The sequence below is a fragment of the Chryseobacterium sp. AC405b genome, assembly GCF_979258685.1.
Genome location: NZ_OZ409877.1, coordinates 2,739,620 through 2,752,286, shown reverse-complemented (window position 1 = coordinate 2,752,286; position 12,667 = coordinate 2,739,620). Strand labels below are relative to the sequence as shown.

Genomic DNA, 12,667 nt, shown 5'->3' with positions numbered 1-12,667 from the left:
AATGAAAAGACGAATCAAACACGTAACGGTCTTAGGTTCAGGAATCATGGGAAGCGGTATTGCTGCACATTTTGCCAATATTGGTGTGCAGGTTTCGTTGCTCGATATTGTTCCGTTTGAATTGAATGAAACCGAACAGAAAAAAGGTTTGACCAAAGAAGATAAAGCCATTCGTAACAGAATTGCTTCCGAAAACTTTGAAAAACTTAAGAAAGCAAGTCCTGCACTACTCTATTCTCCAAAATTTGCTGAAAGAATCAAAGTAGGAAATTTTGATGATGATCTACAGAAAATAAAAGATACTGACTGGATTATTGAAGTTGTTGTGGAAAAATTGGACATCAAAAAATCGGTTTACGAAAAAATCGAGCAGTTCAGAAAACCGGGAACTTTGGTCTCTTCCAATACTTCAGGAATACCTATTCACTTTCTGATCGAAGGAAGAAGCGATGATTTTAAGAAACATTTTGCAGGGACACATTTTTTTAATCCTGTAAGATATTTGCCACTTTTAGAGGTAATTCCAACGCCGGAAACTGATCCTGAAATAGCCGATTTCTATATGAATTACGGTGCAAAATTTTTAGGTAAAACAACCGTTTTAGCAAAGGATACTCCCGCATTTATCGCCAATAGAATCGGAGTTTTCTCAATGATGGATTTGCTTCACAATGTTCAGAAATTAGGTTTAAATGTTTCTGATGTTGATAAATTGACAGGTCCGTTATTGGTCGTCCAAAATCTGCAACTTTCAGAACTGCAGATGTTGTAGGACTTGATACTTTGGTAATGGTTGCAAACGGCGTTCGTCAAAGCGGTGCAGAAGCGAATGATTTCAACAATGTTTTTGCTCTTCCTGACTATATTCAGAAAATGGTAGACAACAAATGGCTGGGATCAAAAACCGAGCAAGGTTTCTATAAAAAAGTAAAAGGAGCAGACGGAAAATCTGAAATTCACGGATTAAATCTGGATACTTTAGAATACGAACTTCAGGGTAAATCTTCATTCCCTACTTTAGAATTAACGAAAAATATCGACAAACCAATTGACCGTTTTAAAGTCTTAATTGGAGGAAAAGATAAAGCCGGAGAATTATACAGAAAATCTTTAGGAGCATTATTCGCTTATGTTTCTCATAAAGTTCCGGAAATTTCTGATGAAGTTTACAAAATCGATGATGCGATGAGAGCCGGTTTCGGTTGGGAAAACGGTCACTTTCGAAATTTGGGATGCAGTTGGAGTTCAAAAAGGAATCGAATTAGCCACAGAAGCTGGTTACGAAGTTTCTGACTGGGTGAAGAATGTAGAATCTTTTTATAAAGTAAACGAAGACGGACAAAGCATTTTCTTCGACAAAAACACAGGAAATTATAATAATATTCCGGGTCAGGAATCACTTATTATTTTAGATAATATCAGAAAAAACAAAACGCTTTGGAGCAATTCAGGTTCTTCTATTGAAGATTTAGGCGACGGAATTATCAATTTTGAAATCCGCTCTAAAATGAATTCACTTGGAGGTGAAGTTTTAGATGGTTTAAACAGAGCCATTGATTTAGCTGAAAAAGAATACGATGGTTTGGTTATCGGAAATCAAGGAGCAAACTTCTCTGTGGGAGCCAACTTAGCCATGATTTTAATGATGGCAATCGAACAGGATTGGGATGATCTGAATATGGCAATTGCTTATTTCCAGAAATCGATGATGAGAGTTCGTTATTCATCAATTCCTGTTGTGGTTGCGCCTCACGGAATGACACTTGGTGGTGGATGCGAAATGACCATGCACGCAGACAGGGTTGTCGCAGCAGCAGAAACTTATATCGGATTAGTTGAAACAGGAGTTGGTGTAATTCCTGGTGGTGGCGGAACGAAAGAATTTGCCTTGAGAACTTCAAGAGAATTCCATAGCGATGATGTAAAAAACAACCGCCTTCGTGAAGCTTTCATGAATATTGCGATGGGAAAAGTTGCCACTTCAGCTTACGAAGCTTACGATATGGGGATTCTTGAAAAAGGGAAAGATGTGGTAGTAGTTGACAAAAAACGCCAGATTATGACCGCAAAAATGATGGCGAAAAGTTTGGCAGAACACGGTTACACACAACCGATCGAACAAACTGTAAAGGTTCTTGGAAAAGATGCTTTAGGAATGTTCTACGTTGGTACCGATCAAATGTTAACCGGGAATTTTATCTCAAAACATGACAAATTAATCGCAGATAAATTAGCTAATGTTTTGGTAGGTGGAAATCTTTCTGAGCCAACAGTGGTAACCGAACAATATCTTTTGAATCTTGAAAGAGAAACCTTCCTTCAACTATGTGGTGAAAGAAAAACTTTGGAAAGAATTCAGTTTATGTTGCAAAAAGGGAAACCGTTGAGAAATTAGATGTTAGAAATTAGATATTAGATATTAGAAGTTAGATGAAAACGCACAGATTACGAGATCTAATTATTTGGCAGAAATCAATGGGATTGGTTAAAGATATTTATCTCTTAACTAAAAACATTCCTTTGACTGAGAAGTACGGATTGATTTCACAAATCAGAAGATGTGCAGTTTCTATTCCTTCTAATATCGCTGAAGGTGCCGGAAGAAATAATACTAAAGAGTTTTATCAATTTTAGGAATTGCAAATGGTTCGAGTTATGAACTGGAAACTCAGTTAATTTTATTAGTTGATTTAAATTTTAAAAGTGAAGAGGAAATTCAGTCCTTAATAAATGTCCTAACAGAAATTCAAAAGATGATTTACAAATTTAAAACAAATCTAATGGTTGGTTAGTCTAAATTCTAACCTCTCATTTCTAACTTCTTAATTAATACAAAAATGAAACAAGCATATATCATAAAAGGGTTCAGAACTGCCGTTGGAAAAGCGCCAAAAGGTAGTTTAAGATTTACAAGACCCGACGTAATGGCGGCAACAGTTATCGAAAAACTGATGGCAGCCGTTCCGCAGTTGGATAAAAACAGAATCGACGATTTAATCGTTGGAAACGCAATGCCGGAAGCTGAACAAGGCTTAAATGTGGCGCGTTTAATTTCTTTAATGGGATTGAAAACCGACAAAGTTCCCGGTGTTACTGTGAACAGATATTGCGCTTCCGGAAGTGAGGCTATTGCGATTGCATCGGCGAAAATTCAGGCAGGAATGGCAGATTGTATCATCGCAGGTGGTACAGAATCTATGTCTTACATTCCGATGGGTGGTTACAAACCGGTTCCTGAAACTGAAATTGCAAAGTCAAATCCCGATTATTATTGGGGAATGGGTTACACGGCAGAAGAAGTTGCAAAACAATTCAACATTTCTCGTGAAGAACAAGACCAGTTTGCTTTTGAGTCTCACATGAAAGCTTTAAAAGCCAATGAAGAAGGAAAATTTGCCAATCAGATCGTTTCAATCCCGGTTGAATATAATTTCTTGGATGAAAACCAGAAAATGCAAACCAAAAAATTCGATTTTTCTGTAGATGAAGGGCCGAGAAAAGATACATCAATTGAAGGTTTAACAAAATTAAAACCAGTCTTTGCAAACGGAGGTTCGGTTACCGCAGGAAACTCATCTCAAATGAGTGACGGAGCTGCTTTCGTAATTGTGATGTCGGAAGAGATGGTCAAGGAATTAGGTTTGGAACCGGAAGCAAGATTAGTGGCATATGCAGCAGCAGGTTTGGAGCCAAGAATTATGGGAATGGGACCAATTTATGCCATTCCAAAAGCATTAAAACAGGCTGGTTTAGAATTAAAAGACATCGAATTGATCGAATTGAATGAAGCCTTTGCTTCTCAATCGGTGGCGATTAAAAAAGAATTAAACTTAAATCCTGATATTCTGAACGTCAACGGCGGCGCAATTGCTCTCGGTCACCCGCTTGGCTGCACAGGAACAAAATTAACCGTTCAGTTGCTTGACGAAATGAGAAAACGCGGAAACAAATATGGAATGGTTTCTATGTGTGTAGGAACAGGGCAAGGTGCGGCTTCAATTTTTGAGTTATTGTAGATAAAAGAACAAAGAATAAAGAGTAAAGACCAGATGAAGCATAATTTTAAGAATTTAAATATTTGGAAGCTTTCAATAGAATTAGCAAACGAAATTTATATTCTTACAGATAGTTTTCCAAAAAACGAAGAATTTGGACTTAAATCTCAGATTAGAAGATGTTCAGTTTCCATCGCTTCTAATATTGCTGAAGGTTCAAGCAGAACTTCTAACAAAGATTTTAATCGTTTTTTAGAAATCAGTCTTGGCTCTCTTTATGAATTGCAGACTCAAATAATAATTTCTTCAAACAGAAATTATTTTGAAATATCTAAACTTGAAAATATAGAAATTAAAATCACAGAATTGCAGAGAATGATTTCTGGCTTCCAAAAAACCTTAAAGTTGTAAGTCTTTATTCTTTTCTCTTTATTCTTCAATCTAAAAAAAAACAAAACAATGAGTGATACACTTAATAAATCATTAAAAGGAGGAGAATTCTTAATCAAAGAAACTCCTGCAAAAGAAATCTTCACTTTAGAGGAACTGTCAGAAGAACAAAAAATGCTTCGTGATTCTGCAAAAGAATTTATCGATAGAGAAGTCATTCCTCAAAAAGAAAGATTTGAGCATAAAGATTATGCTTTAACAGAGGAGAAGATGCGTCAGTTGGGTGAGATGGGACTTCTTGGAGTTGCCGTACCCGAAGAATACGGCGGTCTTGGAATGGGCTTTGTAAACACCATGCTGGCTTGCGATTATTGTTCGGGAGCAAATGGTTCATTAGCAACAGCTTACGGAGCTCACACAGGAATCGGAACACTTCCTATCCTACTCTACGGAACTGAGGAGCAAAAGCAAAAATATCTTCCGGATCTGGCGACAGGAACTAAATTTGGAGCATATTGTTTGACTGAACCAGATGCAGGTTCTGACGCAAATTCAGGAAAAACAAGAGCAAAATTGTCTGAAGATGGAAAACATTATATCATTAACGGACAGAAAATGTGGATTTCAAACGCAGGTTTTGCAGAGATTTTCATTGTTTTTGCTAAAATTGACGACGATAAAAACATTACAGGCTTCATTGTTGAAAAAGAAGGAACTGAAGGACTTTCTTTTGGTGAAGAGGAGCATAAATTAGGAATCCGTTCGTCTTCTACAAGACAGGTATTCTTTAATGATATGAAAGTTCCTGCTGAAAATCTTTTAGGTGAAAGAAACAACGGTTTCAAAATCGCTTTGAATGCTTTGAATGTGGGCAGAATTAAATTAGCTGCTGCAAACCTTGACGGACAAAGAAGAATTTTAAATCACTCCCTGCAATATTCTAACGAAAGAAAGCAGTTTGGAGTTTCTATTTCGACTTTCGGAGCTATCAGAAAAAAGATAGCGGAAATGGCGACTGGAATTTTCGTATCTGAAGCAGGTTCATACAGAGCCGCAAAAGATGTAGAAGATAAAATTGCAGAATTGGTTGCAGGTGGAATGAATCACCAACAAGCAGAATTGAAAGGTGTTGAAGAATTTGCGGTGGAAGCTTCTATTCTGAAAGTTTTCGTTTCAGATCTTACACAACATACTGCCGATGAAGGAATTCAGATCTATGGCGGAATGGGATTCTCGGAAGATATGCCGATGGAAGCAGCATGGAGAGATTCTAGAATCGGAAGAATCTATGAAGGAACCAACGAGATCAACCGTTTACTTTCTGTTGGAATGTTAATCAAAAAAGCGATGAAAGGCGAATTGGATTTACTTTCTCCTGCAATGGCGATTTCTAAAGAATTAATGGGGATCCCAAGTTTTGAAGTTCCTGATTATTCTGAATTGATGAGTGAAGAAAAGTCGATTTTGGCAAATCTCAAAAAAGTATTTTTAATGGTTGCCGGAGCTGCTCTTCAGAAATTCATGATGGATATTGAGAAACAACAACATTTATTGTTGAATGCTTCAGAAATTTTAAATCAGATTTATTTAGCAGAATCTGCAGTCTTAAGAGCTGAAAAACATTTTTCTGCAGAATCTGTTGAAGTTGCAATGGCACAGCTTAATCTTTATAAAGCGGTAGAAAAAATCATTGTTGCTGCCAAAGAAGGAATTATTTCTTTCGCAGAAGGCGACGAACAGAGAATGATGCTTTCGGGATTGAGAAGGTTTACAAAATACACCAACAACCCGAATGTAGTTGCTTTAACTGAAAAAGTTGCTGCTCATTATATTGCAAAAGGATCTTATTAGTCTTTTACACATAATTTAATTCCAAAACGTCTCATTTTTTGAGACGTTTTGTATTATAATGAATATTATTTATTATTTTTGTTAGAAAATCAATATTAATTCTTTAAAAAACTACTTACAATGAAAAAAAGTTTACTAATCTTTGGAATCCTTTTAAATGTTTTTTCCCTCTCAAATGCCCAAGATTTTTGTGCGACTGATGAAATACAAAAAAAATTAGAATCCAGAAATCCCTCACTTATAAAAGAGAGAGAAGATGCCGAAAAAAAATTACTTTCTTTGGATATTAAAAAATTTTTAAGTTCAAGAAAAATTAAAACAGATGTATCTGTAAAATATGTGGGGCCAATTTATACAATACCTGTGGTCGTACATATTATAGTGCCAAACGGTGAAGCTCTTGGCAGTGAGTTTAATCCATCAGATGCACAAATTCAAACATGGATCAATAATACAAATGCAATATTTGCAACTACCAAGGGTGGAATCTTCTCTGCTGAAGGGATTGGAAATAATGACGGTACAGTTATTCCCTTCCAACTTGTTTTAGCTAAAAGAAAAAAAGATTGCACTGCGACAACAGGGATAGTAAGATACGATGGCAGCTCTTTGGCAAACTACGCTACTTATGGTGTTAATATAAATAATAATACGGGGGTATCAAGAGATCAGATTACAAGTTTAGCACCTCATTGGTCAGAATCATCATATTATAACATATATGTTGTTAAAGGATTTGACGGAAATTTCGCTTACACAGCAAAGAATGGTTTTGCAGGTTTCCCCAACTCTCCTAATTCAGATTATCATGCTTTTATGAAAAGCGGCTTAGTCACTGGAACCAGTGATTTTAGTTTAGGAATTTTGCCCCATGAAATAGGACATTCATTAGGGTTACTGCATACTTTTAGTGGCAATGGAACTGTTTGTTCAACTAACAATAATTGTGATATTGATAATGATAAAGTTTGTGATACTTCTCCTAACACTGCTTATATAAATCCTCTTCCTGATAATACTATGATTAACCCATGTACCAACCAGGTGTATGATGGGATACAGTACAATATGATGAGCTATAATAGCAGTAGAAAATTTACTCCGGGGCAAAGAGATAGAGCGCTTGTACAGTTTTTAGCATATAGAGAAAATCTCACTCAATCTTTAGGAGCCACTGATATTGTGACTAATCCTGGAATTGGCGGATTAGCAGCTACTAGCTGTACAATAGCAAATCCCAATAATAGTATTAATTATGGTAAAGGTCCTAGACTGGTTAAATTAGGAACGATAAATAATATAAGTGGCGGTAGAGATTCAGACAATGATATTTATTATACTGATTATTCTGTTGAAAATTGTATTAACCCCGGAGCATATACTGATCTTACAATAGGACAAAGTTATACACTCCAGATAAATATTAAAGGCAATCCTCAATATATCCAGGCTTGGATAGACTATAACAATAATGGTTCTTTTGAAGCATCTGAATTGGTTGCAACATCATTAACACAGGTTCCTACACCTAATGGCTTTGCAACTGATGCTGTATGGATGTCCCAAATAACACCTCCTGCTACTGCTACACTTAATACCCCGCTACGATTCAGAGTAAGAGCCAGCGGAGAAACCGGAGCTTGTACAACACCTTCTCAAGGACAGGTGGAAGACTATACGGTCATTCTTAAACAAGCATCTGTTTTAAAAACTTATGAAAAGGTAGTAAATAATAAATTTGTTATTACCTATTCTAAAGATGAAAACAAATTGATAAGCAATAAAGTAATTGGCGATTATAAAATCTATGATATGTCCGGTAAACTGATGCAGTATGGAAACAGTAGGTCAAAAGAAATTAATCTTAATTTTAACCTAGAAGGAACATACATTATTTCTAACGATAAATACAATACTAAATTTAATAAATAAAGACAACATTATTTAAACCAAAACGTCTCATTTTTGAGGCGTTTTTTTTATGCTGTCTGATATCTAAAGAATCTTCTGATTATTTATTGTACTTATCTATCTTTTAACCAATATACAAATCAGTGGGAAAAATCATTATTCTGCTTTCTTATTTTGTAAATATAAAAGCCGTCTCAATTGAGACGGCTTTATGATATACATGCTTATCTATTTCTTATTTACCAAGTTTGAAATTCTTAGAAATCCCTACATTAATAGATTTACCAAAAGAAAAATCGAATGTACTGGTTTTTAGATCAGAATTCTTATCGTTTAAATTGTTGTATCCAATACCTCCGATATTAAAGTTGAGTCCGAAACTATTCTTAAAATTAATGAATAGAGCGGGTGTAAACTGTACATACATCCCATTAGCTTTAGTAACAAGATCCTGATCCATCAATGTCTGTGTAGTTTTCTGACCTTGATATCCAACCCCTAAGTCGCCATATATGGCAAAAGTTTCATTAAAAGGTTGGGCATATCTTACAAACGCTCCTATTTTATCGGTGTTTTTTTTATAAACCTCCGATATTTTATCGCTTCCCCAAAAAGCATTAACACCAGCAGTCCAATGGTCTGCAAACTGATATCCTATTGTCGGCGAAAATTCGAACTTATTTGAAGTATTTGAATCATTGAGATCATTAGTATCCTTGGTAGAGCTATATGCTATGTTACCTCCAACTAATAATGTGTTTTTTTGGGCACTTACCAACCCGAAAAGGGCAATAGCCCCAGTCAAAATCAATTTTTTCATAAATGTGTTTTTAATTAAGTGACAAATTTAAATAATTTTATATTGATGAGAAATATTTTTTTATGATTTTAATCATGTTTTAATGAAGCTTCCTTCCACTTATAGTTAAAATAATTACTGCCTGTTATTTTTTTACTGTTTCCGGTTTATCTTCAAAAAGCAATAGCTCAAATACTTAATTAAAATATAAAAGGCAAACGTAAATATTATATAAAATAATAGTAAAAAAATGTCTCAGATTTTAAGGCATTTTCTATTTTTGTATTCTACTTTACATACAATGACAAAAGAAGAACTTCTACATAAAGCGATAAAAATTGCAGATAAAGCACACAAAGGTCAAAAAGACAAATATCATGCTCCTTACATCGCTCATGTAATGCGTGTGATGGAATATGGGAAAACGATGGACGAAAAAATTGTAGGAGTTTTGCATGATGTAGTAGAAGACAATCCTCAGGATTTCAGTATAGATTATCTACGTGATGAGGGGTTTCCTGAGTACATTCTTTATGCGATCAGCTGTCTTACAAAATATGATCCTGACGAATTATATGATGATTTTGTAAAACGAACAGAAAGATCCCCACTTTCTGTTGCAGTAAAGCTTAATGATCTACGGGATAATATGGATCTAAGAAGAGTAAACCGTGAGCTTACATCAAAAGATATTCAGAGATTCAATAAATATTTAAAAGCTTACCGATATTTATCAGAGAAATATTAATCTGCTCCCGGGAAATGATAGGTTTTCGTTTCCTCACCTTTTGCTCCGTCAATATTGATGTTGAGAGCTAAGTAAACAAAGTGTACATTTTTATTTCCTTTTGCGTCAAATTCTCTTTGCCAGAGATAACCGCTCACAATACCGAAAGTTTCGTCAGCCTGATATCCGAAACCACCATATAATCTGTTTCGGGCAAATGTAGGCTTCATAGGTGTTACAAAGAAAACTTCATCGTAAACATTGGCAAATAAAGTTCCTGGCTCTATTTTTTTGGCATTTAAAGGCACTGAAATATTCAATCGGTAACGATAACGCATTCTATCAGAATTTTTACCGGTTTTGGGTTCATAAAACCATGATTTCTCTGCTCTGAAACGATTTTCGAATTTTACAATTCCTTTTCTGAAATCAATGACGTCCTGTAACCACACTCTGAACTCTTCTCTTTATCAATTGCGTGATTTTTGTATGTTGCATATCTTCCTAAACCAACAAATGGTTTGTGATTTTTAGTCAAATTATATCCTAAACCACCTTTGATTTCGTAATAATCGGGATAAGTGTATTCTTCAATACCTCTCATTTGACCTTCTGCATATAAGAAAAATTTCGGATGAAATTTATAGGTCACAGTCAATGCATTGAAAGAAGAAATATGCTCCTGAGCATTAAAAAAAGCTGCCATCAAAACTAAGCCAAGACTTGTAATAAACTTCATCCGAAAAATTTTTGCAAAAATAAACGAATTAACAGTATCGTAATATTAAGTTTACTTAATATTAATATTGTAAGTAAATCCCAGGTGAAACCATCTTTGTGGCATCGGTACACCAAAAGTTTCTGTATAATCCGAATTAGTCACATTATTTACTAAAACATATACAGAAAAATCATTTTTATTAAAGCTCAGTTTCTCATCCAGAAGATGATAGCTTCCCAAATTTACACGATCGTTGTATCTGTAAACCAATTCATTGGTAAAGTAAGTAAGAAATTTAGTCTGTAATTTGGTGACAACCTGATGTTTCAGATTATCAAGCACATATCTTGAGACAAATTGATTTTGTTGCTTAAATTCTGTATCTAAATAAGTATATCCCAAAGAATATTTCAACCATGATGTTAATTGATGATTAATTTCCAATTCCACACCTTTTGTATCTATCGCTCCAACATTTTGTGCATACCAGATTGGGTCTTGTAACGATTTTTTCACCCAGTCAATAGCATTTTTTGAATTTCTCATGAATCCACTCGCTTTAATGAGAATTCCATTTCTTTGAAATTGATATCCGACTTCTGCCGAGACAGCATTTTCCGGATCCAGATTTTCATTACCTTTCTCTGTTTTACTGGTGTAATACAAATCTGTAAACGTCGGAACTCTGTGAACTTTGGAGATGTTTCCGTAAATTTTATGGTTTGAATTAAAATCAAATCCCACATCTAACCCCGGATAAAAGAAGTTTCCTTCGTTAGAATAATTTGCCCAGGAAATTCCCGGTGTAATATTCAGTTTCTGATCTAAAAAAGAAAAGTGATGTTCAAAAAAGACCTGAGAAACAAATCTTTCTCTCTGTCCCAAATTATTACTTGCCAGAAATTCTTTCCTCAGCTCAACTCCTAAACCTGTTGTTCCCAAGCTTGAAGTATAGCTGGAATTCACTTCTCCGCCTACATTATTCCCAATATGCATGTTTCTGTAAATCTCAGGCTTTTCTCTGTTAAACAGATACATATCTTGCCCTCTTCGCCAGTAAACATTTGAGTTGAATTTAAATTTCCCAAAACTTTGCTGATGAGCCAGACTTACAATAGAAGCCTGAAGCTCTTCATACTGTTCAGTGGCATTAGGTGAAGAGTAAAAGCCGTTTGCTCCAAATTTTTTCTCAGAAAACCCTGCTTGCAATCGTATGTTTCCATCTTTAATTTTTAATTGATTCTGATAGAAAACATTTCTTATTTCAAAATCTGTATTATGTCTGTAACCTTGTGAAGAATTCGAGTTGGCCTGTAATAAATTTGAAAACTTTTCATTTCCAAAATTGGCATTCAGTCCTAATCCATAGGTTTCATAATCGCCCGCTTCCGCTCTTATCTTCACTCTTTTACCGGGATTGGCTTTCGTAATAATATTGATTGCTCCTGCAAAAGCATTCTGCCCGAAACGTCTTGCTGCAGGGCACCTTGATGATTTCAATTCTCTCAACATCTTCCAGATCTACAGGTATATTCAGTGAGTTATGACCGGTTTGAGAGTCATTCATTCTTATCCCATTAAGAAGCAAAAGAACCTGCTCAAAAGAACTTCCACGGAAGCCAATATCACTCTGTACACCATTTGCTCCTCTCCTTCTGATATCCATCCCCGGAATCTGCTGAAGAATTTCATCGATGCTGGTTGAGGGTGAATTCAAAATATCTGCTTTTGTAATTACAGAAATATTCTGATTGGCATTTTTATAAGGTGTTGAAATAAATTTCCCCTGAATTTCCAGAGAATCAATTGCTGAAATTTTTTCCTGTGCACTGACTAAATTCCCAAGAAATAAAATGGCTACTAATCTTTTAATCATATTGATGAGTTTCTCGTATTATCAAAAGCCAAAAGTACACGAGATCTTCGAAAATCAGAAATGATTCTTATCATAAAAAAAGACACAGAAATCTGTGTCTTTTTTTGAGGGGCAATACGGGAAAATTTATCTTTTGTTCATCAAATATGTAATAAACTGTTTAAACAATGTTTTCATATTTTAAGATTTTTATGGTATATGCAATTTACATATAATTCAAACATAAAACAATATGTTACAACAAAATGCAATTATTTTTTTTAAAATTTTTCTGACAGAATTGATAATTAAGGAATTAAATTTTAACATGGTCAAAAAAAATGTTAACAAGGTGAATTATTGTTTGAAATTTTAACAGATCTACTAAGAATTATTTTGAATTCTTGATGCGTAAAAG

Annotated in this window: 10 protein-coding genes and 2 pseudogenes; 7 read left to right on the top strand and 5 right to left on the bottom strand. The window is 34.8% G+C overall.

Features of this window, described 5'->3' with window-relative positions:
• Position 1: 1 nt before the first annotated feature.
• The 6 genes and pseudogenes from ACZZZA_RS13150 (at position 2) to ACZZZA_RS13125 (ending at position 8,168) form a co-directional block, all read left to right on the top strand.
• Positions 2-2,395 (top strand): annotated as a pseudogene (locus tag ACZZZA_RS13150) (3-hydroxyacyl-CoA dehydrogenase/enoyl-CoA hydratase family protein).
• 35 nt (positions 2,396-2,430) lie between these two features.
• Positions 2,431-2,792 (top strand): annotated as a pseudogene (locus ACZZZA_RS13145) (four helix bundle protein).
• 45 nt (positions 2,793-2,837) lie between these two features.
• Positions 2,838-4,016 (top strand): thiolase family protein, encoded by a 1,179-nt coding sequence (locus tag ACZZZA_RS13140; protein WP_463432447.1) that lies wholly within the window; start codon positions 2,838-2,840, stop codon positions 4,014-4,016.
• Positions 4,017-4,049: 33 nt separating this feature from the next.
• Entirely contained in the window at positions 4,050-4,406 is a 357-nt protein-coding gene (locus ACZZZA_RS13135; RefSeq protein ID WP_463432446.1) for a four helix bundle protein, read from the top strand.
• Positions 4,407-4,454: 48 nt separating this feature from the next.
• Positions 4,455-6,236, top strand: a complete 1,782-nt coding sequence (locus ACZZZA_RS13130; protein ID WP_463432444.1) for an acyl-CoA dehydrogenase family protein — start codon at positions 4,455-4,457, stop codon at positions 6,234-6,236.
• A 120-nt stretch (positions 6,237-6,356) separates the two neighbouring features.
• Positions 6,357-8,168: a GEVED domain-containing protein gene (locus ACZZZA_RS13125; RefSeq protein ID WP_463432442.1), complete on the top strand. Its 1,812-nt coding sequence runs from the start codon at positions 6,357-6,359 to the stop codon at positions 8,166-8,168.
• Between the two features lie 214 nt (positions 8,169-8,382).
• Here the strand turns inward: ACZZZA_RS13125 and ACZZZA_RS13120 are convergent, their stop codons facing one another.
• On the bottom strand, positions 8,383-8,967 hold the full coding sequence (locus ACZZZA_RS13120; RefSeq protein ID WP_463432440.1) for an outer membrane beta-barrel protein: 585 nt from the start codon (positions 8,965-8,967) through the stop codon (positions 8,383-8,385).
• Positions 8,968-9,247: 280 nt separating this feature from the next.
• Here ACZZZA_RS13120 and ACZZZA_RS13115 point away from each other — a divergent pair, with 280 nt between their 5' ends.
• Entirely contained in the window at positions 9,248-9,694 is a 447-nt protein-coding gene (locus ACZZZA_RS13115; protein WP_463433780.1) for a phosphohydrolase, read from the top strand.
• Here the strand turns inward: ACZZZA_RS13115 and ACZZZA_RS13110 are convergent.
• The 4 genes from ACZZZA_RS13110 to ACZZZA_RS13095 are packed head-to-tail and all read right to left on the bottom strand — an operon-like array spanning position 9,691 to position 12,270.
• Positions 9,691-10,125 carry a DUF2490 domain-containing protein gene (locus tag ACZZZA_RS13110; protein WP_463432438.1) on the bottom strand — a complete coding sequence of 145 codons (435 nt, stop codon included), beginning with the start codon at positions 10,123-10,125 and terminating at the stop codon, positions 9,691-9,693. The two genes, ACZZZA_RS13115 and ACZZZA_RS13110, sit on opposite strands and share 4 nt — an antisense overlap.
• The gene (locus ACZZZA_RS13105) at positions 10,083-10,412 is read right to left on the bottom strand and encodes a porin family protein (RefSeq protein ID WP_463432436.1); all 330 of its coding nucleotides are present in this window, start codon (positions 10,410-10,412) and stop codon (positions 10,083-10,085) included. The genes ACZZZA_RS13110 and ACZZZA_RS13105 overlap by 43 nt, the downstream gene beginning before the upstream one ends.
• Before the next feature lie 51 nt (positions 10,413-10,463).
• Positions 10,464-11,906, bottom strand: coding sequence for a TonB-dependent receptor (locus ACZZZA_RS13100; protein ID WP_463432434.1), 1,443 nt, complete (start codon positions 11,904-11,906; stop codon positions 10,464-10,466).
• The gene (locus ACZZZA_RS13095; RefSeq protein WP_463432432.1) at positions 11,803-12,270 is read right to left on the bottom strand and encodes a TonB-dependent receptor; all 468 of its coding nucleotides are present in this window, start codon (positions 12,268-12,270) and stop codon (positions 11,803-11,805) included. The genes ACZZZA_RS13100 and ACZZZA_RS13095 overlap by 104 nt, the downstream gene beginning before the upstream one ends.
• Positions 12,271-12,667: the final 397 nt, after the last annotated feature.

Excerpts from the sequence above, each read along its gene's own strand:
- ACZZZA_RS13140 (WP_463432447.1), top strand. The coding sequence starts at position 2,838 with ATGAAACAAGCATATATCATAAAAGGGTTCAGAACTGCCGTTGGAAAA.
- ACZZZA_RS13135 (WP_463432446.1), top strand. The coding sequence starts at position 4,050 with ATGAAGCATAATTTTAAGAATTTAAATATTTGGAAGCTTTCAATAGAA.
- ACZZZA_RS13130 (WP_463432444.1), top strand. The coding sequence starts at position 4,455 with ATGAGTGATACACTTAATAAATCATTAAAAGGAGGAGAATTCTTAATC.
- ACZZZA_RS13125 (WP_463432442.1), top strand. The coding sequence starts at position 6,357 with ATGAAAAAAAGTTTACTAATCTTTGGAATCCTTTTAAATGTTTTTTCC.
- ACZZZA_RS13120 (WP_463432440.1), bottom strand. The coding sequence starts at position 8,967 with ATGAAAAAATTGATTTTGACTGGGGCTATTGCCCTTTTCGGGTTGGTA.
- ACZZZA_RS13115 (WP_463433780.1), top strand. The coding sequence starts at position 9,248 with ATGACAAAAGAAGAACTTCTACATAAAGCGATAAAAATTGCAGATAAA.
- ACZZZA_RS13105 (WP_463432436.1), bottom strand. The coding sequence starts at position 10,412 with ATGAAGTTTATTACAAGTCTTGGCTTAGTTTTGATGGCAGCTTTTTTT.
- ACZZZA_RS13100 (WP_463432434.1), bottom strand. The coding sequence starts at position 11,906 with ATGTTGAGAGAATTGAAATCATCAAGGTGCCCTGCAGCAAGACGTTTC.
- ACZZZA_RS13095 (WP_463432432.1), bottom strand. The coding sequence starts at position 12,270 with ATGATTAAAAGATTAGTAGCCATTTTATTTCTTGGGAATTTAGTCAGT.